The 25,584-nt window shown below is 69.0% G+C and carries 26 protein-coding genes; 8 read left to right on the top strand and 18 right to left on the bottom strand.

Annotated features, from left to right (window positions below):
- The first annotated feature begins 1 nt into the window (after position 1).
- The gene (locus tag OIE13_RS09005) at positions 2 to 622 is read left to right on the top strand and encodes a TetR/AcrR family transcriptional regulator (protein ID WP_326641140.1); all 621 of its coding nucleotides are present in this window, start codon (positions 2 to 4) and stop codon (positions 620 to 622) included.
- A gap of 253 nt (positions 623 to 875) precedes the next feature.
- Positions 876 to 1,298, top strand: a complete 423-nt coding sequence (gene arfB / locus OIE13_RS09000; RefSeq protein WP_326641142.1) for an alternative ribosome rescue aminoacyl-tRNA hydrolase ArfB — start codon at positions 876 to 878, stop codon at positions 1,296 to 1,298.
- A gap of 1,490 nt (positions 1,299 to 2,788) precedes the next feature.
- On the opposite strand, the gene ltrA is transcribed toward arfB, so the two are convergent.
- A complete protein-coding gene (ltrA, locus tag OIE13_RS08995) occupies positions 2,789 to 4,168 on the bottom strand; it encodes a group II intron reverse transcriptase/maturase (RefSeq protein WP_326829863.1) in 1,380 nt (459 codons plus the stop codon).
- Positions 4,169 to 4,799: 631 nt separating this feature from the next.
- Between ltrA and OIE13_RS08990 the strand changes: the two genes are divergently transcribed.
- A complete protein-coding gene (locus OIE13_RS08990) occupies positions 4,800 to 5,081 on the top strand; it encodes a transposase (protein ID WP_326830273.1) in 282 nt (93 codons plus the stop codon).
- Between the two features lie 167 nt (positions 5,082 to 5,248).
- Here OIE13_RS08990 and OIE13_RS08985 read toward each other — a convergent pair whose 3' ends face one another.
- The 4 genes from OIE13_RS08985 to OIE13_RS08970 all read right to left on the bottom strand — a co-directional run bounded on the left by OIE13_RS08985 (position 5,249) and on the right by OIE13_RS08970 (position 7,567).
- Complete coding sequence (locus OIE13_RS08985; RefSeq protein ID WP_326829862.1) at positions 5,249 to 6,274, bottom strand: IS630 family transposase; 1,026 nt, start codon at positions 6,272 to 6,274, stop codon at positions 5,249 to 5,251.
- A 76-nt stretch (positions 6,275 to 6,350) separates the two neighbouring features.
- Complete coding sequence (locus OIE13_RS08980; RefSeq protein WP_326641146.1) at positions 6,351 to 7,037, bottom strand: DnaB-like helicase C-terminal domain-containing protein; 687 nt, start codon at positions 7,035 to 7,037, stop codon at positions 6,351 to 6,353.
- Positions 7,038 to 7,042: 5 nt separating this feature from the next.
- Positions 7,043 to 7,219 carry a hypothetical protein gene (locus OIE13_RS08975; RefSeq protein WP_326641147.1) on the bottom strand — a complete coding sequence of 59 codons (177 nt, stop codon included), beginning with the start codon at positions 7,217 to 7,219 and terminating at the stop codon, positions 7,043 to 7,045.
- A 129-nt stretch (positions 7,220 to 7,348) separates the two neighbouring features.
- A complete protein-coding gene (locus OIE13_RS08970) occupies positions 7,349 to 7,567 on the bottom strand; it encodes a hypothetical protein (protein WP_326641149.1) in 219 nt (72 codons plus the stop codon).
- 28 nt (positions 7,568 to 7,595) lie between these two features.
- On the opposite strand from OIE13_RS08970, the gene OIE13_RS08965 reads away from it, so the two are divergent.
- A complete protein-coding gene (locus tag OIE13_RS08965) occupies positions 7,596 to 8,039 on the top strand; it encodes an NUDIX hydrolase (RefSeq protein ID WP_326641152.1) in 444 nt (147 codons plus the stop codon).
- A 59-nt stretch (positions 8,040 to 8,098) separates the two neighbouring features.
- Here OIE13_RS08965 and OIE13_RS08960 read toward each other — a convergent pair whose 3' ends face one another.
- Complete coding sequence (locus OIE13_RS08960; RefSeq protein WP_326641154.1) at positions 8,099 to 8,470, bottom strand: hypothetical protein; 372 nt, start codon at positions 8,468 to 8,470, stop codon at positions 8,099 to 8,101.
- 241 nt (positions 8,471 to 8,711) lie between these two features.
- Between OIE13_RS08960 and OIE13_RS08955 the strand changes: the two genes are divergently transcribed.
- Positions 8,712 to 9,350, top strand: coding sequence for a hypothetical protein (locus OIE13_RS08955; RefSeq protein WP_326641156.1), 639 nt, complete (start codon positions 8,712 to 8,714; stop codon positions 9,348 to 9,350).
- A gap of 87 nt (positions 9,351 to 9,437) precedes the next feature.
- Here the strand turns inward: OIE13_RS08955 and OIE13_RS08950 are convergent, their stop codons facing one another.
- The 3 genes from OIE13_RS08950 to OIE13_RS08940 form a co-directional block, all read right to left on the bottom strand.
- A complete protein-coding gene (locus tag OIE13_RS08950) occupies positions 9,438 to 10,220 on the bottom strand; it encodes an HAD-IIA family hydrolase (RefSeq protein WP_326641158.1) in 783 nt (260 codons plus the stop codon).
- A 231-nt stretch (positions 10,221 to 10,451) separates the two neighbouring features.
- Positions 10,452 to 10,883, bottom strand: a complete 432-nt coding sequence (locus OIE13_RS08945) for a nuclear transport factor 2 family protein (RefSeq protein ID WP_326641160.1) — start codon at positions 10,881 to 10,883, stop codon at positions 10,452 to 10,454.
- A gap of 24 nt (positions 10,884 to 10,907) precedes the next feature.
- A complete protein-coding gene (locus OIE13_RS08940) occupies positions 10,908 to 11,807 on the bottom strand; it encodes a TIGR03619 family F420-dependent LLM class oxidoreductase (RefSeq protein WP_326641162.1) in 900 nt (299 codons plus the stop codon).
- Positions 11,808 to 11,865: 58 nt separating this feature from the next.
- On the opposite strand from OIE13_RS08940, the gene OIE13_RS08935 reads away from it, so the two are divergent.
- The 3 genes from OIE13_RS08935 to OIE13_RS08925 all read left to right on the top strand — a co-directional run bounded on the left by OIE13_RS08935 (position 11,866) and on the right by OIE13_RS08925 (position 14,398).
- On the top strand, positions 11,866 to 12,759 hold the full coding sequence (locus OIE13_RS08935; RefSeq protein WP_326641164.1) for a phosphotransferase family protein: 894 nt from the start codon (positions 11,866 to 11,868) through the stop codon (positions 12,757 to 12,759).
- 45 nt (positions 12,760 to 12,804) lie between these two features.
- Positions 12,805 to 13,080 carry a TFIIB-type zinc ribbon-containing protein gene (locus OIE13_RS08930; protein WP_326829861.1) on the top strand — a complete coding sequence of 92 codons (276 nt, stop codon included), beginning with the start codon at positions 12,805 to 12,807 and terminating at the stop codon, positions 13,078 to 13,080.
- A 943-nt stretch (positions 13,081 to 14,023) separates the two neighbouring features.
- Positions 14,024 to 14,398, top strand: a complete 375-nt coding sequence (locus OIE13_RS08925; RefSeq protein WP_326829860.1) for a hypothetical protein — start codon at positions 14,024 to 14,026, stop codon at positions 14,396 to 14,398.
- A 132-nt stretch (positions 14,399 to 14,530) separates the two neighbouring features.
- Here OIE13_RS08925 and OIE13_RS08920 read toward each other — a convergent pair whose 3' ends face one another.
- From OIE13_RS08920 to OIE13_RS08880, 9 genes are all read right to left on the bottom strand, one after another.
- Positions 14,531 to 15,982, bottom strand: a complete 1,452-nt coding sequence (locus tag OIE13_RS08920) for a bifunctional phosphatase PAP2/diacylglycerol kinase family protein (RefSeq protein WP_326641169.1) — start codon at positions 15,980 to 15,982, stop codon at positions 14,531 to 14,533.
- Between the two features lie 278 nt (positions 15,983 to 16,260).
- Positions 16,261 to 17,046, bottom strand: coding sequence for a polyphosphate kinase 2 family protein (locus OIE13_RS08915; RefSeq protein WP_326641171.1), 786 nt, complete (start codon positions 17,044 to 17,046; stop codon positions 16,261 to 16,263).
- A gap of 178 nt (positions 17,047 to 17,224) precedes the next feature.
- Positions 17,225 to 17,866 carry a GTP-binding protein gene (locus OIE13_RS08910; protein ID WP_326641173.1) on the bottom strand — a complete coding sequence of 214 codons (642 nt, stop codon included), beginning with the start codon at positions 17,864 to 17,866 and terminating at the stop codon, positions 17,225 to 17,227.
- A complete protein-coding gene (locus tag OIE13_RS08905) occupies positions 17,847 to 18,233 on the bottom strand; it encodes a DUF742 domain-containing protein (protein WP_326641175.1) in 387 nt (128 codons plus the stop codon). The genes OIE13_RS08910 and OIE13_RS08905 overlap by 20 nt, the downstream gene beginning before the upstream one ends.
- The gene (locus OIE13_RS08900) at positions 18,230 to 18,661 is read right to left on the bottom strand and encodes a roadblock/LC7 domain-containing protein (protein ID WP_326641177.1); all 432 of its coding nucleotides are present in this window, start codon (positions 18,659 to 18,661) and stop codon (positions 18,230 to 18,232) included. Before OIE13_RS08900 ends, OIE13_RS08905 begins: the two co-directional genes overlap by 4 nt.
- Positions 18,662 to 18,761: 100 nt before the next feature.
- Entirely contained in the window at positions 18,762 to 21,344 is a 2,583-nt protein-coding gene (locus OIE13_RS08895) for a sensor histidine kinase (RefSeq protein ID WP_326641179.1), read from the bottom strand.
- A gap of 197 nt (positions 21,345 to 21,541) precedes the next feature.
- Positions 21,542 to 23,203, bottom strand: a complete 1,662-nt coding sequence (locus tag OIE13_RS08890) for a prenyltransferase/squalene oxidase repeat-containing protein (protein ID WP_326641181.1) — start codon at positions 23,201 to 23,203, stop codon at positions 21,542 to 21,544.
- The gene (locus OIE13_RS08885) at positions 23,200 to 24,093 is read right to left on the bottom strand and encodes a terpene synthase family protein (RefSeq protein ID WP_326641183.1); all 894 of its coding nucleotides are present in this window, start codon (positions 24,091 to 24,093) and stop codon (positions 23,200 to 23,202) included. The genes OIE13_RS08890 and OIE13_RS08885 overlap by 4 nt, the downstream gene beginning before the upstream one ends.
- The gene (locus OIE13_RS08880) at positions 24,090 to 25,448 is read right to left on the bottom strand and encodes a cytochrome P450 (protein ID WP_326641185.1); all 1,359 of its coding nucleotides are present in this window, start codon (positions 25,446 to 25,448) and stop codon (positions 24,090 to 24,092) included. Before OIE13_RS08880 ends, OIE13_RS08885 begins: the two co-directional genes overlap by 4 nt.
- Positions 25,449 to 25,584: the final 136 nt, after the last annotated feature.

Raw genomic sequence — 25,584 nt, 5'->3', positions numbered from 1 at the left:
CATGCCACGTCAAGCCGATACCCGCGTCCGCGCCCGCGATGAATTCGCCCGCCTCCTCGCCGAACGCGGCTACCTCGGGGTCTCCCTCGACGAGATCGCAAAAACCGTGGACGTGAAGAAGGCCAGCCTCTACCACCACTTCCCCGGCGGGAAGCCCGCCCTGTTCATGGAAGTCGCCCACCACTACATCGAGGAGACCTCCGCCGCGCTCCAGCGGGCGCTGGGGGGCGACGGTGATCTCCGCGACCGTCTCCTCGCCCTCGCCGACACCTATGCGCGGGGAACGTACAACTCCGCTCTCGGTGACCAGATCTACTACGCCACCCGCCACCTGGATGACGCACAGCGCGCCGACGTCTCGCACGCCTACGTGCGTAGCCTGATCACACCCGTCACCGACCTGATGGCCCAAGCAGTGGAGACGGGCGAGCTACGGAAGGCTGATCCGAGCTTCCTGGCCATGGCCTTCATGGAACTGGCCGGCATGCTCCAGCCCATGCCCGCCGATGTGGCGATGCCCCCGCAGGAGCGTCCCGTTCCGCCTCCCGCCGATCAGCTGGTCCACGAGGTCGTCGACCTCTTCCTGCGAGGGGCAGCCGTCCCGGATCGGCCCATGACCTGACCAAGGCGGTCTCGAAAACCCACCACTGCGCCGACCACATGGGTTCACCGGGTTGCGACACGCGGTGAGCGTGTCCGGGGACGTCCGCGCGGGACGGCCCCGGACTGCTCTACCACGTCGTGCAGACGGCTCCGTTTCGGCCCTGCGTTCGTAGTCTCCGTCGAGGAACGGGGCATAAAACTATTTGATCCAGGCTTGTACTCCCTCGGTACCCTGAGAACACGCACACCCCCGTGAGAAGGAAGTCGCCGCCATGCCCGGTCCGCTCCAGATCAGCGGTTCGGTCTCGGTCCCCGAGGCCGAGCTCGGCTGGCGGTTCTCCCGTTCCTCAGGCCCCGGCGGCCAGGGGGTCAACACCACCGACAGCCGGGTCGAGCTCAGCTTCGACCTGGCCGCCACCGAGGCCCTCGAAGAGGTCTTCAAGTCCCGAGCCCTCGAACGTCTTGCCTCCCGCCTGGTGAACGGCGTGATCACCATCGCCGCCTCGGAGTTCCGCTCCCAGCTGCGCAACCGCGAGGCCGCCGAGATGCGCCTGGCCCAGCTGCTCCGCGAGGCGATCGCCCCGCCCCCCAAGAAGCGCCGCCCGACCAAACCGAGCAGGGGCGCGATCGAACGGCGGATCACCGCCAAGAAGCAACGCTCCGACCTCAAACGCCTGCGCAGGGACCACCGCTGACCGAGTAAGCGCTACGCCGTTTGAGCAGAGGGAACGGCCCCGAACGAAAAGACGTGCAGCGTCGCCCAGGCCAGGTAGGCGGGCCGGTTGGCGGCGCGCAGCGGCAGGGTCTCCTGCAGGGGCGGGCTCGTCCACCTGGATGATCACCGTCCCGGCGGCCTCCAGGGGTCGCGTCCGCGGAGGTGGTGTATGAGTGTTTGAGATCGGTACCTGCGTCGCGCCTGGCTGATCGCCGTTGAAAAGCGCGGCGTCGTCCGTGGGGAAAAGCGCGGCGAGGGCGGCGGAGTGGCTCAGGACCGCTCACCGGCAACGCATCACACGGAGCCGAAGACCAAAAGCGCAGCGAGAGCGGCGGAGTGGCTCAGGACCGCTCACCGGCAACGCATCGTGCGGGGTGGTGGCGGGCGTTGGCCGGGTGTGGGTGACCGGGGGCGGGCCGGTGGAGCTCCGGAAGGGGGCAAAGCGGGTCATGGCGGGCGTGGAGGCGGGGCCGTGGTGGTGACGATCGGGGATTTTCCATGATCTGGGTGAGTTGGCACGCTGGGGGCGTGCGGATTCACCCCGATCAAGGAAAGCGCCACTCCCACCCCCTCGGATGGGCCGCTTTTCGTGGTGGAAGGCCCGATTCGTCCCCGCACCCGGCCGAGGGCGACCCCTGACCGGACGCCCCGCGGACCTTCGTACCCCGCACGGCGAGAGCCCCGCGCGAGGCGGCGGCGAGGAGCGGCCCCGGATCCTTCCGCACCGCGGCGGACCCGTACCGATGGGCGGTCTGGGGCCATTCCACGGTCCTCGGCGCGCTTTTGACCTTCCACCCCGCACGACGCGACACCGACGAGCGGCCCTGAACCACTCCACCCCCCTCGCCGCGCTTTTGACCTTCCACCCCGCACGACGCGACACCGACGAGCGGCCCTGAGCCACTCCACCCCCCTCGCCGCGCTTTTCACCACGGACGACGCCGCGCTTTTCCACCGTGACCGGCTTACCGGATTCGGATGCTCGTACACCACGTCCATGGACGCCCCCCCAGGTCGCCGACCTCTTCCCGCAGCGCCGGCGCGACCTGGCCTTTACTACTAATTTCTGTACCACTGCTGACCCGCGTCGCCAGACGCGCACCCACCTGCATAGACGCTGCCCGAAGAGTTGCTGTCCAGGCACCGCCCGGTGGCCACATTCCGCAACGCGCTTCCCTGTGTTGTCCATAGCTGGTACTGAGCCGATCATAAGTTCTGGGACTTTTGAGAAGATCGGAAGGCGCGTCGGCCCTGCTGGAGTGGCAGGCGGACCACCTGGACCTCCGGAAAATCTCAATATTTGTAGGGTCGGGGGCTGGCGCGGTGGCTTCTCCTGGCGGGAGGGCCTGGGGCCTTCCTTCCGTCGGTTTCCCGGACGGGTGTGCCACCCCAGTGGCCGTGACCAGGTTCTTCGCTCCGTTTCCAACCCCCGCCACCTCGATCCGTGCATGCGGTTCTCCCGCACACGGCTCACCGACGTCGTTCACCGCCGGCATTCGGCCTTTCCCGCCAGGGCTTGCCCGCCCTGGGCGCGACGACGATTCCATACAGGCTGATCAAGCCGAGATCGCTGAGCGAGCGTTTCAGCACGCCCCGGCCGTAGCTCCGGCTGCGCCGGTGTTTTCGGCTGAGGAACAGCGCCAGGCGCATCCAGGCGAACTCTCTGATCTTGCTAAAGCGCCGGGCAGAATGCCCGTACCGGAAATAGCCAGCCCATCCCCGCAGGAACAGGTTGACCTCCTTGGTGATCGCTTCGGTGCGAAGCAGCAGCCTGCGGCCGTCCGTGAGGTCACGGATCCGGTCGCGGGCGTGTTGCATCGCCCTGTCTGAGGGCCAGCGAGCGAGGAAAACGAACGGCCGTTTCCCGTTGAACCCGCGTGAGCGCACCAGCCGGTGGTGAAAGCCCAGGAAGTCCAGGCCTTCCCCACCGACCTCCAGGTGCACGATGCGGGTCTTGGCGGCCTTCGGCTCCAAACCGAGTGCCGCCAGCAGCTCCGTCAGGCGGGCCAGGGCCCGCTCGGCTTGACCGCGGGACCAGCACATCACGATCGCGTCGTCGGCATAGCGGGCCGGCACGCCGTCCGCCTCGTCCCACGCCCGATCCAATCGGTGCAGGTAGATGTTACAGAGGACGGGTGAAACCACGCCGCCTTGTGGCGTGCCGGTGACCTCTCGCCGGATCTGTCCGTCCTCCATCACCCCGGCGCGCAGAATCACCCGCAGGAGCTTCAGGAGCGACTGATCGCAGACGCGTTCCTCGATCGCACGCATCAACTCATCGTGCGGAATCGCCGAAAAGCAGTTGGCGATGTCCGTCTCGACCACCCACCGGCGGCCCCGCGCCTGCTCCTCAATGAGCACTTGCAGAGCATCGTGTGCTGAGCGCTTCGGGCGAAACCCGAATGAGCAATCAGCCATGTCCGCCTCGAAGACCGGTTCGAACACGATCTTCACAGCGGCCTGCACGATCCGATCCCGAACAGCGGGAATCGACAACGGCCGGTACTCGTCCTTCAGCCCAGGCTTGGGGATCATCACCCGGCGCGCGGGCAATGGCCGATACCGGCCCTGCCGAAGTTCCGCGGCCAACTCCTCAAGAAGCCGGACGATCCCGTACTCCTCGATGTCGGCCAGCGTGGTCGCGTCGATGCCCGGTGCGCCGTTGTTGCTGCGCACCATGACCCACCCGCGCTCCAGAACGTCTCTGCGATAGACCTTGTCCATGAGCGCGTGGAACCGACGTCCGGGATCGGCCTTGGCCGCCCGGTAGAGCACATGCTGCAAGGCGCGGACCGGATCACGCGGAACACGCGGCCCCACGGCGGCGGGAATAGCCAAAACGGCACTCACCGAGCCCCTCCTCCACCTCAATATGCATCGACGAAGTAGCGGCCCTTCCCTCACCGCCGGTTATGTTGTCCGGTCGGCTCAAGCAGTACTACGGCCGCCTCCGACGCCCACCCGGCCAGCAATCCACTTCCCGGCGTTGACCGGTTATAGGACGCCACGCTCCGGTAACACCTTCCGCAGGTCACCGGGCCGGGGAGGGCCTCCCCAGTTCCCGCCGTCACTATCGATACGTTCCGCGCCCCATACGCCGGGGAGTTCTTCGCGGCTGCAATTTCCAGGCTCTTCGCCGCTTCCATGGCCTTCACCCCGATCACGAGGGGCTCGGCTCTCCCTTGTCCCGTCCGAAGACGGCTGAGTAACGACGCCGCAGGCTTCGCGTCATGCTACGGACCGCATCGTCGCTCCCCCTTAAGGGCTTTTGACGCTGGGCTTCGACCCCGCCCGTTTCCAGACGAAGCCGCCAGCCTGCTACCGGGCCTCCTGGCAGCTACCCGGACCGGACTTTCACCGGCAAGCGACGACGAGCTTACGAACATGCAGATCAGCCGCTATGTCACGGCTTCACCTCCAGTTCTACTGGGCGCACATGATCGCCTCAGTAGAGTGGTAAAAGTCCGAAGGAGATAGAAACATACTGAAAGGCTCCAGGCGTAGGTTTAGCCAGGAGTTCAAGGACGAGGCTGTGCGCATGGTCCTCGACGGCCCCCGTACGATCGCCGAGGTCGCCAGAGAGTTCGGCGTCCACGACACCACGCTCGGCAATTGGGTGAGCACCTACAAGCGAACGCGCGCGGAAGAAGAACCGCACTCCCTCAGCGGCCCCGAGCGCGCCCGACTGCGTGAACTTGAGCGAGAAAACTCCGAACTCCGAGAGAGGCTTTCCTTCTTGTGTTGTGATCGATTTCCGGCCTGACCAGCTCAAATGGCAAGCCGTCCTTGAAGAGATACGGCGACGCATCAAGAATGGCGAATATCAGCCAGGTAACCCGATTCCGGGCGAACCTCGCATGGCCGATGAGTTCGACATCTCCCAGGTACTACTAACCAGAAACTAAGTTACTGGACTGTAAGAAACTTTACTCATGTGGTCATATAGCGGAGGCCTCGATCCGCGAAGAAGCCTCGGACGATTTCGGGAAGGTTGCGCATCCGTGCTACTGCCTTCTCGATCCCCTTCTTGAGCTCATCCTTGGTTCGCGCGGCCATCCGCCCAACATGATCGTGCTTTATATTCTTCCACACCCACTCATCGGGATTCAGTTCAGGAGAGTAGGGTGGAAGGAAGAACAACTTCAGTCGGCCCTTGGTGGACTTCGCGAACTCCTTAGCGGCGTTAGATCTGTGGGCCGGCGCACCATCTATGATCAAGAAGATCTTCCCGGGAATGTCGTCGAGCAGCTTCTTGAGGCATTCAATGAACACCTCGGCGTTGAGGTTTCCTTCAAAGAAGGAGAAGTACAGCTTCCCCTGCGTGTTCACTGCGGAGAACATGTTTGCTGAAACTCGACTTCCAGTCCCGATTACAATCGGCGTGTTCCCGACTGGAGCCCATGTGGTACCGGAGTGGTAATCAGTGCGGACACCCGCCTCGTCAGCGAAGAAGACGCTTGCACCTGCGGTGATGGCCATAGCTCGAATCTTCGGATACTCCTCTTCTTTCCACTGCCGCACGCGTTCTGGATTCTTTTCATACGCGCGGACCAATGGTCGCTGTGGAGACAGGTCGAGCCGATGCAGGAGTGTCCCGACCCATTGCGATGTGAACACGACACCGAACTTGCGCTTGATAAGCTCACCGACCATCTCGCGAGTCCACAGACCAAACTCGAACTGCAATTGGCGGGGGTCATTACCGATTATCCATCCCCGCAGCTGCGCCATTTGACGTTCTGTCAGTTGCGGTTCGCGTCCCGGAGCCTTTTTCACCACCAATGCCGCTGGACCCGACTCTTTCCGCAGCTTGAGCCAACCGAATATTGTGGATCGCCCAACACCGAAGACAGTGGCGGCTTCATCCACGCGCATTCCCTTGTCAATTGCGCTGAGAACTAGTGTTCGGGTGCCTTCAAGGGTGCGCCGCGGAATGCGCCGAGATGGTTTCTCCATGCGATTATTGTCTAATCTGAAAGGTAAAGCGAAGTGGTATGCAACGACGAATTTGGTCCAGTAATCTAGTTTCCGCTTAGTAGTGGCCCTGGAAGGCCACGGTGATCGTGGCCGTGGGGCCGTTACGGTGCTTGGCCACGATCAGGTCGGCCTCCCCCGCGCGGGGGGAGTCGCGCTCGGCGGCGTCCTCGCGGTGCACCAGGACGACGAGGTCGGCGGTGCGGGCGACGGCGTCGCACAGATCGGTGTGCAGGGCCGGCAGCCGGCCGGAACCCACCTCGGGCAGGCGGTCGAGGTCGGCGGAGACGACGATGGGGACCTCCAGCCGCACGGCGAGCGCCTTGAGGGTGTGGACGGTTTCGGTGACCTCGCGTTCGCGGGTGCCGCCGCGCACGTCGGGGCGGATGTGGCGCAGGCCGTCGACGGCGACCAGGCGGGCCGCGGGCTCGCCGGCGGTGCAGGCGTGGGTGATGCGGGCGCTCAGCTCGCCCAGGGTCCAGTCGGCCGGGGTGGCCAGGTGCAGGGGGGCTTCGGCGAGGCGGGGCATCACGCGGGCGAGCGTGGCCCGGTCGTCGTCGCGCAGGGCGCCGGAGCGCAGCGCGTGCCCGACGACGCGAGCCTCGGCCGAGGTGATGCGGGTGAGCAGGTCGCGGCGGGAGGACTCGTAGCTGACCAGCAGGGTGGGGGTGTTGCGGACGAGGGCGGCTCCCCGGCAGAAGGCGAGCAGCAGGGTCGTGCTTCCCACACCGGGGCGGGAGGCCACGACGGTCAGGGTGCCGGGGGCAGGCTGATGAGGACGGCGTCGAGGTCGGTGACGCCGGTGAGGATGTGGCCGGGAGGCCGGCTGTGGAGGTGTCCGGCACCGGGGCGGTCTGTGAAGTCGAGGTGGTCCAGGAGACCGAGGAACTCCTCGCGGGCCGGGGCGGGGGCGGGGTCGTAGGGCATGGCGGCCATCCTGCCAGTCGAAGGCGGCTGGAGGGGCGTCCGAAAAAACCGGAAACTCCGAGGGGCGGCGATCCAGCGATTCACGCGCGAGCCGCAGCATTGTCTGATCTTGCGTTGCGGCTTTTGGGCTCACCTTGGCTGGACCCGGGTACGGCCGGAGTCGGAGTGGCGTACCGAGTTGGTGACGAGTTCGGTGAGCAGCAGGAGCGCGTCGTCGGCGTGCGGGTGGTTCACGCCGTCCAGCAGGTCGCGGACGTAGCGGCGGGCCTGGGGAACGGCGGCGACCTGCGCGGGGAGGTCGACCTCGGCAAGGAAATCCCGCCTCCCCGGGGCCCGGATGCGGATCACGTCACCGGGTCGGTGGCACAATGGCCCCATGCCTGACGTGCCGAGTGTTCGCGCCGTCCTCCTCGACGACGACCGGCTGGTGGTTTTCCGGCGTACGGTCCCCGGCAAGGAGCTCTACTGGTCCGTCCCCGGCGGCCATGTCGAGCCCGAGGACGCCTCGCTGGAGCACACCCTGCACCGCGAGGTCATGGAGGAGCTCGGCGCCGTGGTCTCCGGCGTCACCCCGCTGACCACCCTGGAATGCGTGCGCGACGAGGGAATCAAGACCCAGCACGTCTACGGCTGCCGCCTGGTCTCGATGGATCTCGCCCTGCGCTGCGGCCCGGAGTTCGACGACCCCGCCCGTGGCCGGTACGAGGTGGTGCGGCTCCCGCTCGATCCGGCCGAGATCTCCGCCATCAACCTCGTCCCCCCGGAGCTCGGCACCTACCTGGCAGGCACCGTCACCCTGCTGCCCGGCCTGATCGCCTGATCGCCTGATTGCCTGATCCTCCCGTCCATCGGGGCCCGCCGAGGTCATCGCGAACGGTCTTACCGGCTCGCGCCGGGCGAGGCAGTGGCACCGCAGCAGGCCGACCTGCGGGCATAAAGGCCGATCCACGAATACCCAAAATCATCTGTGAATCTCAGCACGAAATCACGGTTGCCCATGAGTGCCAGGTAGCGCTCGTCGTCCTCCACAAAGGCGCTGTTCTGGCGCCTCCTGCCACAGGCCGACGCCCGGGGCCGCAGGGCGTCCAGGCCCGCACCTGCGATCAGCGCCATGGCGGGGACGGTGAAGAGCAGGTATCTCGGGCTGTAGACCGGATGGATCTGCGAGATCACCATGGACACCAACGGCAGCAGCGCCCAGGGCAGCGCGACCCCGGTCAGCCGCCCGCCGGAGATCACCCCGAAGATCATGAGGGCGACCAGGGGCCGGCACGACCACCGCCGTCACGATGGCGTAGCTCCGGGTCTCCTGGGCGCACCGGCTCACCATCGGCAGCGCGGCGTAGCACAGCTACGAAAGCGGCCGGGTGGATGCGGAAACTGCGGCGCTCCAGCTGCGTGAGGCTCTCACGGTGAGGCAGACCGGCGCCCCGGGTGGCGGGTTGGTGGCCGGCCAGGCGGTCGAAGGTGGAAACGATGTGCAGGAGGCGCAGTGGCTGATCAGTCTGTGGCGGGCGTGGAGGCGTCCGGGGCCGATTCGCGTACCGGCCTGAACGGGTTCGCGTGGGCGGTGACGGAGGTATTCGCGCCGCAGAACCTGATGCTGAGCCTGCCGCCGGTAGTCGGCGGGTTGGCTGCCGGTTGGGCGGGTGCGGCATGGGGTGCGGCGATCTCGGCGGTGTGCGGCGGCGTACCGGCCACGGTGATCGCGATCGGCGTGTGGCGGGGCCGGTTGGACTCACGGCACATCGTGGAGCGGACGAGCCGCTTCAAGCCGATGCTGGCGGCGCTGGCGGCCGTGCTGGTGACACTGCTGATGTTGCTGCTGGCCGACGGGGAGCCGGTCGAGCTGACGGCGATGGTCGTGGTGATGCTCGGCTGGCTGGCGGTGCTAGGCCCGATCACCTTGGTGTGGAAGATCTCGTTTCACACGAGCACGGCGGCCGGCGTCGTTGTGATGCTGGCGTACGTGCTGCCGGCCGCGGTGACGCTCACGGTGGGTGCGGCGCTGGTGGCGGTGATCGGGTGGGCGCGGGTGCGGATTTCTCACCACACGCTCGCCCAAGCCGCCGCGGGTGCGGTGGCCGGGGCGGGCGTGGCGTGGGCGGTGTTCGCCGCCATGGGCGTGTAGAGGGTGGGGCTCGCCGCCATGGGCGTGTAGAGGGTGGGGCTCGCGCGGGGGCTTGTGGCGGACGCCGACCTTGCGTGCGGACCTGGCCTAGTCGATCAGCTCGATCAGGTCGGCGACGGAGTCGACCACCAGGGAGGGGCGGAACGGGTAGCGGTCGATCTGGTCCCTGCTGACGACCCCGGTCAGCACCAGGATCGTGTGCAGCCCCGCCTCCATGCCGGAGACGATGTCGGTGTCCATCCGGTCACCGATCATCGCGGTGCTCTCGCTGTGGCCGTCGATGGCCCGCAGCGCGCTGCGCATCATCATCGGGTTGGGCTTGCCCACGAAGTAGGGCTCCACCCCGGTCGCCTTGGTGATCATCGCGGCGACCGCACCGCAGGCGGGCAGCGACCCCTCGTTGGAGGGCCCGACCGCGTCGGGGTTGGTGGCGATGAACCGGGCGCCACCCTCGATCAGCCGGATCGCCCGGGTGATCTGGGTGAAGCTGTAGGTGCGGGTCTCGCCCAGGACCACGTAGTCGGGGGCGATGTCGGTGAGGATGTAGCCGATCTCGTGCAGGGCCGTGGTCAGGCCCGCCTCCCCGACCACGTACGCCGAGCCGCCGGGGCGCTGGCCGTCCAGGAACTTGGCCGTGGCCAGTGCGGAGGTCCAGATCGACTCCGGCGGGATGTCCAGGCCTGCCGCGCGCAGCCGTACGGCGAGGTCACGCGGGGTGTATATGGAGTTGTTGGTCAGAACCAGGAACCGCTTTCCGGACTCGCGCAGGCGGCGGATGAACTCGTCTGCACCGGGCACCGGCTGTCCTTCATGGACGAGGACCCCGTCCATGTCCGACAGCCAGCACTCGATCGGCTTGCGCTCGTCCACCGTTCTCCCCTGTTTCGGCCGTATATGTACGAGAACAAGGATGACAGGGCGAGGCCGATGATGCGCCATCAGACCCGTACATCGGAGCATCGCACAGATGAACGGTCGTCCAATCGGGCCTGCGGCCGCCGCGCGGCGCCGGACCGCCCTTCGACCGGTTCCCCGCCGGACCCTGTCCCTCGGATCTTGCCGTGGCGGGGAACGGTGGGCGAAAGACCCAGGGACCGCGGACTAACACATGGTCCGCCAGGTCTGTTCCTCGATCAGTTCTCTGCTGCGCCAGCCGTACATGGTGCGGACCAGGCGGTGGTGGTACCAGCCGCCGCCGCGGATGAGCCCTGCGGTGTCGGCGGCGATCATGTCCCTGGACGGCGCGAGCGTGTCGGTGAACGAGGCGGTGACCGCCGCCTCGTCCCCGTCGAACCTGATGGTCATCGCCCCGATCAGGTGCTGGCGTCCCGGCCAGGTCGGCAGCACCTCGGCGAGCCATCGCCGCGCCTCGTCCCTGCTGCCCCTGATGCCGCCCGCCGAGGTGTAGTCGATCACCGCGTCCGGGGTGAAGACCAGATCGAGCCGTTCCCAGTCTCCGGTGTCCACCGCGTAGGCGTATCTGGCGAGCAACTCGCCGATCTCCAGCCGGTCTGCCATCTCCTGTGCCCTCATGCCCCTATCGAACCAAACGCTTGATCAGGGCGCGAGTGCCTCCAGTGCCGCCTCCGCCCGGTACATCGACTCCTCGGGGTCGGCATCGGGCGATCCGATCTCCGGATCGAAGTTGAGGTCGTGGAAGACGTCGGTGACCCCCTTGGCGGCGAGCCTGTCGACGTCCTGCCTGATCTCCTCGAACGAGCCGGTCAGCGGTTCGCGTCCGGCCGCCCCGGAAGGGCGTATGCGGGTGACACCCCGGGTGACGAAGCGCAGCGCCTCGGGATCGCGCCCGGCGTCACGAGCCGCCTCCTTGACGATGGAGATCTTCTTGTCGATGTTGTCGAGGTCTTCTCGGCTCGAACTGATCCAGCCGTCCGCCAGCCGCCCGACGCGCCGCAGCGCCACCTCCGCCGACCCGCCCAGCAGGATCGGCGGCACGGTGGGCGGTTTGGGGTCCTGGTACGCGGCCGGCAGTTCGTAGAACTCGCCGCTGTGCTCCACGGTCTCCTCCGTCCACAGGCGCCGCAGCAGCGTGACGAACTCCTCCCCACGCCGTCCGCGCCGCTCGAACGACACCCCCGAGGCAGCGAACTCCTCGGGCAGCCAGCCCAGCCCGAGTCCCACGTCAAGCCGCCCGCCGGAGACCGCCTGCAGGCTCGCCAGCTGCTTGGCCAGCAGCGCGGGCGAGGCGAACGGCATGTTGAGCACCGCGACCCCGAGCCTGATCCGGCTCGTCAACCCCGCCAGGTAGGCGAGCGTGACCACCGGGTCGTGCACGCTGCGGTAGACCGGGCCCATGTCGTGACGCTGCGGATAGAGCAGGCGCTGGAAGGTCCACACCTCGGGGTAGCCGAGCTCCTCGGCCCTGCGGGCGACCCGCGTCATGTTGCCCGGCGTCGCCCATGATCCCGATACCGGCACCGCAAAACCGATCCTCATATCCCGTACTTTATGCGGCAGCCCGGAAGGATCATGGATCGAGTGGTTCACTTGCCCGGTGAACAGCGACGACCTGATCGACAAATTGCGCCGGATCGGCGTCGGATACGGCGGTGTGCCCGCCACCGTGCTGCCGACCAGGCCAGACGTGATCATCCTGCGGGCCGGCTCCATCGTGGTCAAGGCGCACGCGCCGGGAGCGGAGCGGGAGCCGCTGGCGGAGCGGATGCGGGCCACCGCCCACCCGGCGCTGCGCGGGATCATGCTCCAGCCGGTGACCGAGGAGGTCATGACCGTCGAGGACCGGCTGATCACCGTCTGGCCCGCCGGAACTCCGGTGGATCACGAGGATCCGGACGCGGCGCCCTGGGAGGCCGCCGCCCGGCTGCTGGCACGGCTGCACACCGTACCCGCGCGGGCCCTGCCCCCGCTGGGAGACGCGGGAGGGCCGAGCCGGGTGGCCGCGACGGTCGCCCGCCTGGGCGACCGCTCCGCCGCCGAGCTGGCGGTACGCCGGGCCTTCAGCTGCCTGCCCTTCCCCTCCGCGGGCCCCGGCGGCCTGACCCACGGCGACTGGCACATGGGCCAGATGGTCCGCGCGCCTGACGAGTGGATCCTCATCGACATCGACGACCTGGGCATCGGCGACCAGGCATGGGACCTGTCCAGGCCCGCCGCCTGGTTCGCGGCCGGACTGCTGGAACCACAGGTGTGGCACCGCTTCCTGGATGCCTACCGCGCCGCGGGCGGAGTCGCCGTTCCACCGGACGGTGACCCGTGGGAACGACTGGATATCCCGGCGCAGGCGATGACCGTACAGCTCGCGGCGGCGGCGGTGTCCACCGCCGGGCGGGCGGGGCGCCCCCTGGACGAGGTCGAGGAGATCCTCGTTGAGGCGTGCCTGAGGATTGTCCGGCACAGAAGCGCCTGCCATGCTGTGCCCACGCAGTAGGTTGTGGTTACTTGGCAACCAGGCCCGAACAAGGAGAGCAGCCAGATGCAGTGCCCCAAGTGTCGGGGTGCCATGCGCACTTACGAGCGCAACGGCGTCCACATCGACCAGTGCGAGAGCTGTCGCGGAATCTTCCTGGACTACGGCGAGCTTGAGACGCTGACCCGCATGGAGAGCCAGTGGTCACAGCAGTCCCATGCTGCTCCGCCTCCTCCTCCGCCGCCGCCCGTGCACGGCGCTCCCGGCTGGGGCGCACCGCACCACGGTCACTACGGTCACCACCGCCAGCGCAGCTGGGTGGGGATGCTCTTCTCGACCTGATCCGGGCCGGAGGGACACAGAGACCGCGATCTCACGGCGAGATCGCGGTCTTCGCGTCCGTCTCCTAACTGCTCGGGCCCCCTCCAGATTCATGGACGGCCGTCGTGTGATACCGGCGGACCTCAGGAACCGCAGGTCGTGACCGACGATGACAGGCGCGCGCCGGTAGACCCCCAACGCCCGGACCGGCCGCGGGACATTCGTAAAATACGCCGGAGTCTCAGGCACCCTCCGGCTCCCAGGGCTCCGATATGGCGGTTTGAGGTCATGCTCACCACTGCGGGCAGGACAGCATGATCTACCCCCACCTCACCTGGAGGGCCGGGGCGCCGGCATGTTCCCCCCATGCCTGCCGGCGCGTGCTCCGTGTCGGCCCGGCTCCCGCTGGAGTGTGCGACGGAAGGCTCCGCGGTTTACCTAAACAAGGTTTTCGCGCCAGAAGACCGCCCGTGCCATGAGGAGTTCCCGGAAAACCATGCCATCGGATCAGGAGACATTTGAAAACAACTACCCTCGTCACCGGAGGTGTAGCTCAGAGTGATTAAACGCCTCTGATCAATTCTTGCCGGGAACCCGAGGGCAATCAGACTGAACCGCTACCTTTGCCTCCCTGAGATGACCGTTCTCACGCTTCGCACCTAGCGTGAGTCAGATCCAGACGCTGTGCAGGTGTCGTCCTCGATACCGGCTCAGGCGTCTTGGCAGCCCGGGTATCTCCCAGGGTTCCACCAATTCGGCAGGGAGTGATCTCTCATGATCATCCTTAGGAACATGCTCGCAGCCGGCGCGATGGTCGTCTCAACCCTCGCCGCCCCCGTAGCGATGTCGGCCCAGCCCGCCAGTGCGGGCACCGTGGCACAGGAGGTCGTCACGACCACCCTCATCTCCGCTGAGAAGCCCTGCAGGTTCCACAAGAATCCCGCGAGATGCTTCGCCAGGCGCGGTGGCGGAGGCGGTGGTGGTGGTGGCGGCGGAGGCGGTGGAGGCGGCGGCGGTGGCGGAGGCGGTGGCGGAGGCGGAGGCGGAGGCGGAGGCGGAGGCGGAGGCGGAGGCGGAGGCGGAGGCGGAGGCGGCGCCAATGTCAGCAACGTCAACACCAACACCAACATCGTCGGCGGCGGTGGAGGTGGCGGCGGCGGAGGCGGCAACCGCGGAGGCGGCGGCGGCGGAGGCGGCGGCGGCGACCGCAGCGGCGGTGGAGGCGGCGGCGGAGGAGGAGGCGGCGGCGGAGGCGGAGGCGGAGGCTGATCCACCGACAGCCGCAGAGACCATCGCCAGAGGCATTCGACACCGCACGTGCCAAGCGATGAGGCGGTAGAAACACCGGCGCCCGCCCAACGGCCGGGACAGCTCCGGCAGTGAACCCGCGCCAACAGATCAGGATGTTCCGCGCCGGTCGCCGAAGGCGGCCGGCGCGGAACCCGATCGCAGCCGAGACCTCGTCCGGATCTCAGCCGGTCGGCCGGACCACGAGGAGCGACCGCGGGCGCTTGGTGAACTCCGCCTCGCCCGTGACCGTGAACGTCTCACCGTCGCACGCCAGCCGCAGTCGTCCCGAGGGGGCCGAAAGGCACAGCGTGTCGGCCTGCCACTGCTGGTAGTGGCGTGAGAGATTCACCCTTGCGGCCAGCAGGCTGAGGAATACCCGCACCCGGGGCAGCCGGTCGGCGGCGGTGAGCACACGGATGTCCAGCAGACCGTCTTCCAGCCGTTGCCGTCTGGCGGGAGCGCCACCGCGCGCCTCGTAACGGCAGTTGCCCACGAACACCGTCCAGACACGCCTGGGCACACCGTCCACGACGAGATCCACCGGCCGCGCGCCCCCCGGGCCGAGTACCTCGGCCATGGCCCAGAACAGCGCGGGCCACGTGCCGACCCGGCTCTGCCGTCGCTCCCCGCTCTCCACCAGCGCCTGGTGGAGGCCCACACTGACGGAGTTGACGAACCTCCGGCCCGCGACCTCGCCGACGTCGACAGCCACGAGGTCACCGCTGTGGTACGCCTCAACCGCCTCCTGGGCGGTCTCGACTCCGAGCGCGCGGGCGAACCGACCGCGGAGGCTCGTGGGAACGACCAGCAGCGGGGTCGCCGCGCCCGTCGTCTCCTGTGCGGCGAGATTGACCACGGCGTCTCCCCCGGCCACCGCGAGCACTTTGGCCCGCGAAGCGGCGTCCCGCACGGCGGCCCCGAGGTCGGCACCTGGCGCCACCTCGACGATCTCGGCCCGGGGAAGGGCCGTGCGTAGCGTCTCGGCCGTTCCCGCGGCGGCGTCGGCTGAGCCGTCGACCACGGCGACCGCCCCCTCGCCCTCCGGATCGAGCAGCACGGAGGGCGCCGTCAGGGCGGCACGGGCGTGCCCCGCCTCTCCCGCGTCGGGCCAGATACGGCGGGTGGCCAGTCCCGCCACCACGCCGATCCCGGCCCCCGCGAGTACGTCGCCCGGATAGTGCACACCGGTGTAGACGCGGGAGAAGCAGACGGCGGCCGCGAGAAGCCCGACAGGGACCGCGACCGCTCGGGGCGCCTCCATCGCCACGGCCGCGGCGAAGGCGGCGGCCGAGGCGGAGTGGCCCGAGGGAAACGACGCCGAAGTGGGCATCTTGATCATCCGGGCGAGCGGGAGCCCTTCGGCCGACGGCCGGTTCCGGCGGAAGGCCTGCTTGCCGACCAGGTTGACCAGCGGGCTGGCCAGGCTGACCGCGAGCAGCCCCCTGGTCGCGGCGCGGCGCAGCGGCCGGCGCCCACTGACCGCGAACGCCCCGGCCACCCCGGCCCACAGCAGGGAGTTGTCCGCCGCGCGTGACAGCGCGGGCACCACACGTTCAAGACCGGGCAACCTCGCGCTCGCCACCATGGCGAACACCCTCCGGTCCAGCCTGCTCAGCCGCGAGCTCAACCGCATGCGTCCCCTCCCGCGATGACGAAGAACAATGACCGACGAATGGACGGTCATTTGATTCTGCCGCCTACCCCGATCCACGGTGCGTGGCACGTCTCCACCACCTCCATACTTCTCGTCAGAACGGCTTTAACGACACGGTCTCGCTAGTCGTCCGCCATCCCCTCCGCCCTTTTAACGACACGGTCTCGCTAGTCGTCCGCCATCCCCTCCGCCCTTTTAACGACACGGTCTCGCTAGTCGTCCGCCATCCCCTCCGCCCTTTTAACGACACGGTCTCGCTAGTCGTCCGCCATCCCCTCCGCCCCGGAGGGGGTCGTCGGCCTGTAGCCCCGGGCGGTGAGTTCGGCCTCGATCGCGGCGCAGACGGTCTCCACCACCGTGACCCGGGCCAGGCGTTTGTCGTCGCCGGGGACCACGTGCCACGGCGCCTTCGGGTGGTCGGTATGTGCGAGCATGTCCTCCACGGCGGCCTCGTACAGCGGACGCTTCTCGCGGTTGCGCCAGTCCTCGTCCGTGAGCTTCCACGCCCGCAGCGGGTCGCCGGCCCGGTCCTGGAAGCGCCGGAGCTGCTCGTCCTCGGAGACGTGCATCCAGAACTTGACCATGATCATGCCCTCGGCCACGAGGGTCCGCTCGAACTCCACGATCTCTCCGTACGCGCGGGACCACTGCTCCTCGGTGGCGAAGCCCTCGACCCGCTCCACCAGCACCCGGCCGTACCAGGAGCGGTCGAGCACGGTCATCCCGCCCCAGCCGGGCAGGACCGGCCAGAACCGCCACAGAAAGTGGTGGCGCTTCTCGTCGTAGGTCGGCGCGGCGAACTGTGCGACGCGAACGTGGCGCGGGTCCAGCGGGCGCACCAGCCGCTTGATGGCACCTCCCTTGCCCGAGGCGTCCCACCCTTCGAAGACCACGCACAGCGGTGGACCGATGCGCTGCTCGCCGACCTGGCCGCCGAGCGTGAGCCGCAGGTGGAGCAGGCGTTCGAGAGCGGCGTCGAGACGCTCGGAGGCCTCTTTCTTGGTGAGTTTCCGTGACAGGTCAACCTCAGCCAGGCGATTCATGCTGACAAGCCTCGCATGTCCCATCCTGTGCGCACTCCCGAAGAGCGGCTCCGGTCGCGCGCCGTCAGGTCAGGCGTCCCGGTAGACCTCTCTGGCCCGGCCGATCAGGTCAAGGTGGTCGGCGAGCGAGAAGACGGGCTCGGTGGAGCCCCGCCCGTCCCGGAAGGGGGCATGCTCGTCAGCGGGTCCCGGTCCGCTCCGCGGAGGGTTCGGCACTCCCCTGCGGGGATGTCGTGCCCAGCCGCATCCGCATCGCGTGCTCCACGAGGGCGATGAGCACCTCCTTGCCCGACTCCCGCTGCCTGGCGTCGCACAGCACGATCGGGATGTCCTCGTGGAGGGTCAGCCCGAGCCTGACCTCGTCGAGTTCGTAGTGACGGGCCCCGTCGAAGCAGTTGACCGCGACGATGAAGGGCGTCTCGCGCCGCTCGAAGTAGTCGAGCGAGGGGAAGCAGTCGGCCAGCCTGCGGGTGTCGGCGAGGACCACCGCGCCCAGCGCGCCCAGCGCCAGCTCGTCCCAGAGGAACCAGAAGCGCTCCTGCCCCGGCGTGCCGAACAGGTAGAGGCGGTAGTCGTCGCCGATGGTGATCCGGCCGAAGTCCATCGCGACGGTGGTGGTCTGCTTGGTCTCCACGCCCGACAGGTCGTCGACGCCTATGCCCCGGTCGCTCAGGGTCTCCTCGGTGCGCAGCGGCTCTATCTCGGAGACCGCGCCGACCAGCGTGGTCTTGCCCGCGCCGAACCCTCCGGCGACCAGGATCTTGATCGCCTTGGGCATCTTCGCGCGCCCGGCGTCACGGCTAGAGCGCGCGGAGTCCATCGAGCACCGCCCTGTACAACCTCTCGTCGTGCATATCCGTCTCCGAATGCGGTTCTTGTATAGCGATGAATCCCTGGTCGAGCAGGTCACTGAGCAGGACGCGGACCGTGCCTGCCGGAAGGTTCATGTGGGCGGCGATCTCCGCGACCGACTGGGCCAACTGGCAGAGCCGGACGATGGCCAGGCACTCCGGGTCCAGTCCTGGCTCCCTCGACGAGACCTGCCGGATGGTCACCACCAGGGTGATGAGGTCGAACCTACCGCGGGTCGGTTCGGTCCTGCCTCGCGTCAGGATGTACGGCCTGACGATCGGCCCTGCCTCGTCCCCGACCCACTGGGCCTCGGGCTGCTCGTCGAAGATGCTCATCGCGTGCCGTCGCCTCTGAAGGAGGTGTCGGCAGTCCGGGTGGGCGAGGTGAGGTACTGGCCGACGCGGGTGACGAGCATGGCCATCTCGTAGGCGACCAGGCCGACGTCGGCGTCGGCGCCGCAGAGCACCGCCAGGCACGCCCCTTTCCCGGCTGCCGTCACGATCAGGTACGCGGTCCGCATCTCGATGATGGTCTGGCGCATCGGCCCGCCGCCGACCCGGTCGCTGACCCCGCGGCCCAGGCTCTGGATCGCCGACCCGACGGCGGCCAGGTGCTCGGCGTCGGCGGGAGGGAATCCGGCCGAGGCCGCCAGCAGCAGGCCGTCCGTGGAGAACACGATTCCGTGCTGAGCTTCCTCCACCCGCGAGACCAGGTCGTCCAGCAACCAGGCCAGGTCCGTGAAAGATCCTGTTCCCTGCACCACTCGTTGTCCTCTCCTTCTGCCTGCCGATGTTCCGTCGCCGGCCCTCGGCGCCTCGTCGGCACCGAACCTGGCACGCGCGACTCAAGATCAAATATTGGGGTCACACGGCAGGCCCACCCTCGTTCACGGGGTCGCCGTCCTGCCTGGTCAACTGGGCCGCGACGTCGCGGCCGCGGCGCGTGCCCGTCTGGAAGGACGTCATGGCCGCGCGGATCATCTCCGGGGAGCGTTCGTCGGCGCCACCGTCGTCCGGAGGCACCGGCGCCGCCGGCTCGTCGTCCTGCAGCGGGGCGGCGAGATGTGTCTGGGGAACGCGTCTCGGGAGGCCGCCCGGTGTGTGGCTGCTGTCGGGCGGGGGCAGCACGGGCGGCGGTGCCCCCCCTGGGCCTCCCGGACGTCCGGGAGCCGCGGAGCCGTCGAGGGCTCCGCCCGCAGGCGCGCCCGGTGAGGCGGGATGTCCGGGGTTCGTGAAGTCGGGCAGGCTCATAGGTGCTCCGGAGTCGGGCAGCCGCCTGAGTGCCGCGGGATCGGCGAACCCCTCCGCGGGCGCCTGAGCGGCGAGACCCTGGTCGGCGAAGCGACCAGGAGACGCGGGTTCCCACGCCTCGGGCCAGGCCCCCAGGACGGGCTCGCCGACGGGCTCTCCCTCGGCGCCGCCGGCCCGCACGGGACCACCGGCGATGCCCAGGGGATCGCCGACCCTGCTGCGGACCGCGGCGACCGCGGACGTGGTGCCGTTCATCTCGCCGGTGCTCGCCGGGCGTGCCTGCGGCACGCCGACGCCGACGGAGGCGCCCGGCCCCTCCTCGTTGATCAGGTCCTGTGGGATGAGGACGACGACGGTCGTGCCGCCGTACGGGGACGCCTTGAAGGCCACCCGGACGTTGTGCCGTTCGGCCAGGCGGCTGACGACGTACAGGCCCAGCCTGGCGTTGCCGGAGAGCTTGAGCTCCGGGGGGTTGGCGATCCGCTCGTTGGCGCTCGCGATGTCCGCGGCGCTCATGCCCAGCCCCCGGTCCTCGATCTCCAGCGCGTAGCCGTGGGCCACGAGGTGCCCGCCGACCTGGACCGTGGTGTAGGGCGGTGAGAAGGAGGCGGCGTTCTCGACGAGTTCGGCGATCAGGTGGATGACGTCGCTCACGGCCCGGCCGTCCAGCGCCACCTCTCCCAGGGGCATCACGTCGACCCGGGTGTAGTCCTCGATCTCGGCGAGCGAGCCGCGGACCACGTCGATCATCGGGACCGCCTCGCGCCAGGCCCGGCCGGGCGCCGCACCGGAGAGGACGAGGAGGTTCTCCGCGTAGCGCCGCATCCGGGTCGCCAGGTGGTCGAGCCGGAACAGGTCGCGCAACTCCTGCGGGTCGTTCTCGCGCCGCTCCATGATGTCGAGCACGCCCAGCTGGCGGTGCACGAGCGACTGGGTGCGGCGGGCGAGGTTGCGCAGGATGTCGGCGATGTCACGGCGCAACTGGGCCTGCTCCGCCGCGACCTTGATCGCGGTTTGCTGCACGGCGTTGAACGCCTGGCCGACCTGCCCGATCTGGTCGTCGCCGAACTTGAGTGGCGGCGCCTCCGCCTCGATGTCCACGATCTGCCCGTGGCCGATCCGCTCGACCACGGAGGGCAGCCTCTCGTTGGCGAGCTCCCAGGCGGCGGCCCGCAGCTTCTCCAGCTGCTGGACCAGGGCGCGGGCCGTGGTGATGGCCAGGACGACCGAGGCGATGACGGCCACGAGGCCCAGGCCGCCGGCCAGCGCAAGCCGCACGATCACGCCGGCCGCGACCGGGCCCGACCGCTCGACCACGCCGCTGCCGGCCGTGAGCACCGTCTCCGTCAGCTTGGTCTGTGCGGGCTGGGCGTCGGAGCTCCACCGCGTGACGTCGACCATTCCGGTCGACACCACGCTCGCGCCCCCGATCAGCTGCTCCTCCATGGCTCTCAGCCGGGTGAACTGCTCGCCGGCGGCCAGCCGCCGGTAGGCCTCCTGGTCGGCAGCGGGCAGCTCGGCCACCGCATCGGCGAGGAGGAAACGCCGCGTGCCGACGATCTGCGTGAATCTGACCTGCTCGCCGTCGGCGAACCGGCCCGCCGTCAAGGCGCCCATCACCAGGGCGTCCCCCTGGGAGAGCATGTCCCGGGCCCGGTTCATCTCGATGAGCGTGCGGGTGTCCTTGGCGAGTTCCTCGTCGTCCAGCGTGGCCAGCGAGTCGTAGACGCGGAAGATGGAGTCGACGATGTCGGTGAACTCCTCGGCGGCCCAGGTCCGGTTGACCCGGCCCGCGTCGATCGCCTTGCGCGCGGCGGCCAGGTCGTCCAGCAACCGGCGCGTCTCGGCGATACGGCGTTGCAGGGCCGAGCTTCCCAGAAGCTGCACGCTGCTACCGGCGGTGAGCTCCCGGAAGTTCGCGCCCGCGGCGTCGGTGCGCCCGCGCTGGGCGGCCAGCGCGTCGCGCCGGTGTTCCGTGCCGCCCGCGCCCAGCGTGATCGCGGTAAGCCTTCGTTCGGCCTGCACCTCGACGATGAGCCGCTCGCTCGGCTCCGCCACGTCGGTGTTGAGGGTCGCCACGCCCAGCATGTTCACACCGTCACGGACCGTCACCCATGCCGTGAACGCCCAAAGCGCGGTGAGCGACACCAGAAGTGCCGTGACCTTGGTCCGCAAGCTCGCGTTACGCAAGCGCATGGTGTCCACCCCGGGAAGCAGAAAGAAAATAGACGGCACTTTTTGCGGCAGTCGACGCACATAGGTCAAACGGTCGCCGCATCGCACGGATCAGCGGGACATCCCGCATCACACCCGCCGAACCCTAGCAATGTCACTAAACACACTCAAGGCGGGACAGAGCAGATGTACCCTTCTGTCCCGTTTCGCATTCATCGTCAATTCTCAATACGAGTCGTCTCCGGAAGTGAGAGCCCGCGCCGTGCCAGGTGAAGCGCGCCCAGAACGGCCGCCCTGACGATCGCCACCGGCAGGTACAGGTCCTTGTCGACCCAGAGCGACGGCGCCTCGCCGTCGCGGGTGGCCGCCAGGCGGCGGTATCCACGTTCCACGGCCTCCCGCCACCGCTCCCCCCGCGCCGCGCCGGTCAGCAGCAGGGTCTGCAGCGCGTAGGCGGTCTCCTCCGCGGTGCCCTCCCACCGGCCCCACGACCCGTCCGCGCGCTGGGTGCCGAACACCCACTCCAGTGCCCTGTCCACCGCGCCCACCGACTCCTCACCGCCGAACTCGTGCAGCGCGATGGCGCAGCAGGCGGTGGCGTAGTACGGCGAGACGTGCCAGCGGTCCGTCCAGCTGCCGTCCGCCTCCTGGCGGTCACGCAGCCACCCGGCCAGCTTGGTCACGACGGCCTCGTGGCGGGGCTCCCCCCCGCACCGGCGCAGGTACTCGCCGAAGGCGTCGAGCACGTGCGCGTTGGTCGTCGGGGACATTCCCTCCTCTCCGCGCCAGGTGCAGAAGTGGGTCTCCGTCTCGAACGGCCACAACCCCTCGGGCTCGCGTGGCTCGCCGATCAGCGCCAGCGCGTACAGGGCGACGGAGGTGGTGTCGGCGTCCGCGGGAAGACCGGGCCCCGTGGCGGCCCCCTCGGGACCGAGCCCGTCCCGCAGGCTCGCGACCAGCTCCGGTGACACGTCCACCGGGATTCCCGCGCGCCGCAGCCAGCTGAGCGTCCAGCCGCGCTCGAACACGCTGATGGGGAGGGCGCAGGGCACCGGCCCGCCGGTGGAGGCCACGACCGCCTCCAGGTAACGCCGTACGGCCGCCTCCTGGCCTGGCCTGGAGCCGGGCGACGCGGCCAGCCAGGCCGCGCCGGCCGCGGGCGAGGCACCGACGGCGGCCATCCCGCCGGGCATCGGCGTGGGAAGGATCCCGGAGGCCGCCGTCGCCTCCGCCCCCGCGACCTCAAGGGCGTGGACCAGCTTCTGCGGGATCTCCGCGCCCGACGTCAGCCACGCCCTGACCGAGGCCAACTTGGCACCGTCCATGCCCGGGGGCGGTTTCGGCCCCGCCCCGCCGAGGTGACCGTCGATCAGGGAGAGCAGGGACGACACGATGAGCTCGATCGCGGGCGTGTCCGGCAGGGACTCGGCGCGGCGGAACCGCTTCCTCACGGCCTCCAGCCCGCGGTCGGCCGCCTTGGCGAGCAGGTCGAGGTCGGCGGAGGCGCCGCGCCCGATCTCGGCCAGCAGCGCCTCGACCGCGCTCAGCGTGGGGACCAGGGCATGGTCGCCGGATGAGTGCCAGCCGCCGTCCGGCCGCTGGGTGGCGAGCAGGAACCCGACCCGCTCGGCGTGCCCGGCCAGCCACGGGGCCAGGCTCACCACCCGGCCGGTCTCGTACGGGGAGGCGGACACCTGCCCCCAGGGCTGGGCCAGCAGCCCGGCGACCAGCTCGCGCGCCTCGGCGACCATGTCGATCCCGTCGCCTGGCCCGGTGCCGGTCTTCGTGCCGCTCCCGGCGTCGGACCCGGTAGGGACCCTCCGGCCGATCTCCGGCGAGATGTCGAGCGCCGCGGGGGCGGACAGGTCGTCGATGCTCACAACGTCCCCCAGTAGTCACCGACCTGGTAGAAACCAGCGCAGAAGTCCATCTGCCGTTCCATGTAGCCCGCCAGCTCCGGATGGGCCTCCCGAAGCGGGGCGACCAGCTCCCTGCTCCGGGCCGCCAGCTCGGCGATCCGCCGCTCCACCTCAGCGCGGCCGATGTCGAGCAGCAGGACGTTGAGGTCTCCCCAGGCGACGTCCCGCTCGTAGGTGCCCAGGTCGTTGAGGAGGCGGATGACCCGTTGCACGGCCCAGCCCGCCTCGCGCAGCGGGCCGACGTCCGCGACCGCGCCCCGGCCCGTGACGTGGATCCAGTGGGCGGCGAACACGAAGGAGAAGCCGAGGTTGTCGGCGTTGCCGAGATACTCCTCGAAGGTCGGCACGACCTTGTCGCTCTTCCAGCGCCACTCCACGAGCATCCCGTCCAGCATGCGTTCCAGCTCGTCACGCCAGATCGGCCCGAGCTCGGGGAAGACCGGCGAGGAGGCGAGCTCGTCGCGGATGCCGGCGAGCATGCGGGTGAGGTCGTCGCCGGGGACCGGCGGACCCCCGGCGGCCACGTCCAGGCATCGCCGGGAGATGTCCGCCACCTCGGCCGGCGAGGTGGCGACGTAGTCGACGAGCCAGTCCAGCCCGAACGCCCACAGGGAGGTCTTGTTCGCCATCCGCAGCTGCTCGGCGGTGAACCAGGGCCCGCCGAACGCCATGGCGAGCGAGAGGGTGCTGTACAGGGCCGCGTCGAAGGGCTTCGCGGAGAACAGGCCGGGATAGGTCTCCGCCCACTCGCGCATGTCCCGCTGGGAGCGGCCGGCGCGGGCGCAGATCGTCCCGGCGGCCGTCGCCTCCATGGCCTCCGGCCGGATGCCGGGGTCGAGTCGCGCCGTCATCGCAAGACCCCGCCCTGATCGTGCCGGGCGGAGGATACGCCCAGCTCGACCTTGCCCTTGGGGCGCAGCGAGGCGGCCCACCCCGTGATGAACGGCCCCGGTGTGCGCACCGACATCCGGAACCGGCTGAGGATGCTCGCGACCACGAGCGGCGCCTCAATGTAGAACAGGGGCTCGCCCAGGCATTTGTGCGGCCCGCCGCCGAAGGGGAAGTAGGCGTACCTGTGCCTGCGCTCCTCGCTCTCGGACCTGCCGGGCGCGAACCGCTCGGGGTCGAACTCGTCCGGGCGCTCCCAGAACTCCTCAAGCCGCTGGGTGGCGTACGGGGTTACCAGCACCGTCGAGCCGGCCTTGATCCGCACACCGCCGATCTCCGCGTCCTCCATGACCATGCGAGGGAGCAGCCAGCCCGCCGGGTACAGGCGCAGGGTCTCCTGAAGGACCATGCGGGTGTAGGTGAGGTGGGGGATGTGCTCTGGGCGGGCCGGCCCCGCGCCCACCACCTCGTCGATCTCCGCCTGGAGCCTGGCCTCGACGTCCGGGTGCTCGTCCAGCAGCAGCCACAGCCAGGTGAGGACCATCGCGGTGGTCTCCGACGACGCGGCGTACACGCTGACCAGGGCGTCGCGGATCTGTTTCTCGGTGAGCCTGTCGCCGTTCTCGTCGACGGACCGGCAGAGCACGGAGATGACGTCGACGTTGTCGTCGGGGTCGGCCATCGCCTTTCTCGCCACGGGGAAGACCACGTCGTCGATCTCCCTGACGGCCTTCAGGAAGGCCCGGTCGCCGGGGATCCGGATGAAATACGGCATGAACGGCATGAGGATCCGGTAGACAAGCGAGTGGGACACCCGGTCGAAGGCGGGGATGATGCGCTCCCCGTCCTCCCGGTTCAGCTTGTCCCCGAACAGCACCCGGTTGACGATGTAGCTGAGGATCCCGGACATCTCCGTGGCCGCGTCGAAGTCGCGCCCCGACTGGACGTACCCGTCCCACTCCTGGACGCGCCCGGCGACGCGCCTGGACACCTCCTCGGCGATCGTGGCGATGTACCGCGTGGTGAACAGCGGCTGCAGGACCTTCCGGCTGTTCTGCCAGTGCTCGCCGTCACTCATGATGCTGTGCCCGAAGAGCCGCTCCAGGGGGCGCCAGAACATCCCCAGGCGCCGGTAGTTCGTCCATTCGACGCGCATCACCTGCTGGACGTGGTCGGGATGGGTGACCAGGTAGGGGCGGAACGGTCCCAACTCCAGCCGGACGACCTCCCCGCCGGCCTCCCGGGCGAACTCGGCGAGCGCGCCCGCCGGTTCACGGAGCAGCTTCGGCAGGGCCTGGCGTATCGGAATGGATCTCACTCGGCGACCGGGACCGGTATGCACGTCGACGGACATAGGCAAACGTCTCCCACCTCACGTGATGTGAATTCGCGCAGCGTGAGACAACCGTCCGCGCGGGTGAGCGCGGCAGCGTTCGGAAACGGGGACATTCCAC

Source organism: Streptosporangium sp. NBC_01810 (assembly GCF_035917355.1).
GTDB lineage: Bacteria > Actinomycetota > Actinomycetes > Streptosporangiales > Streptosporangiaceae > Streptosporangium.
The sequence above is the reverse complement of the archived record's forward strand: the minus strand, read 5'-3'. Positions and strand labels throughout refer to the sequence as shown.

Excerpts from the sequence above, each read along its gene's own strand:
- OIE13_RS09005 (WP_326641140.1), top strand. The coding sequence starts at position 2 with ATGCCACGTCAAGCCGATACCCGCGTCCGCGCCCGCGATGAATTCGCC.
- arfB (WP_326641142.1), top strand. The coding sequence starts at position 876 with ATGCCCGGTCCGCTCCAGATCAGCGGTTCGGTCTCGGTCCCCGAGGCC.
- OIE13_RS08985 (WP_326829862.1), bottom strand. The coding sequence starts at position 6,274 with ATGGAGAAACCATCTCGGCGCATTCCGCGGCGCACCCTTGAAGGCACC.
- OIE13_RS08975 (WP_326641147.1), bottom strand. The coding sequence starts at position 7,219 with ATGCCCTACGACCCCGCCCCCGCCCCGGCCCGCGAGGAGTTCCTCGGT.
- OIE13_RS08965 (WP_326641152.1), top strand. The coding sequence starts at position 7,596 with ATGCCTGACGTGCCGAGTGTTCGCGCCGTCCTCCTCGACGACGACCGG.
- OIE13_RS08960 (WP_326641154.1), bottom strand. The coding sequence starts at position 8,470 with ATGATCTTCGGGGTGATCTCCGGCGGGCGGCTGACCGGGGTCGCGCTG.
- OIE13_RS08945 (WP_326641160.1), bottom strand. The coding sequence starts at position 10,883 with ATGAGGGCACAGGAGATGGCAGACCGGCTGGAGATCGGCGAGTTGCTC.
- OIE13_RS08940 (WP_326641162.1), bottom strand. The coding sequence starts at position 11,807 with ATGAGGATCGGTTTTGCGGTGCCGGTATCGGGATCATGGGCGACGCCG.
- OIE13_RS08930 (WP_326829861.1), top strand. The coding sequence starts at position 12,805 with ATGCAGTGCCCCAAGTGTCGGGGTGCCATGCGCACTTACGAGCGCAAC.
- OIE13_RS08920 (WP_326641169.1), bottom strand. The coding sequence starts at position 15,982 with ATGCGGTTGAGCTCGCGGCTGAGCAGGCTGGACCGGAGGGTGTTCGCC.
- OIE13_RS08915 (WP_326641171.1), bottom strand. The coding sequence starts at position 17,046 with ATGAATCGCCTGGCTGAGGTTGACCTGTCACGGAAACTCACCAAGAAA.
- OIE13_RS08910 (WP_326641173.1), bottom strand. The coding sequence starts at position 17,866 with ATGGACTCCGCGCGCTCTAGCCGTGACGCCGGGCGCGCGAAGATGCCC.
- OIE13_RS08905 (WP_326641175.1), bottom strand. The coding sequence starts at position 18,233 with ATGAGCATCTTCGACGAGCAGCCCGAGGCCCAGTGGGTCGGGGACGAG.
- OIE13_RS08895 (WP_326641179.1), bottom strand. The coding sequence starts at position 21,344 with ATGCGCTTGCGTAACGCGAGCTTGCGGACCAAGGTCACGGCACTTCTG.
- OIE13_RS08885 (WP_326641183.1), bottom strand. The coding sequence starts at position 24,093 with ATGACGGCGCGACTCGACCCCGGCATCCGGCCGGAGGCCATGGAGGCG.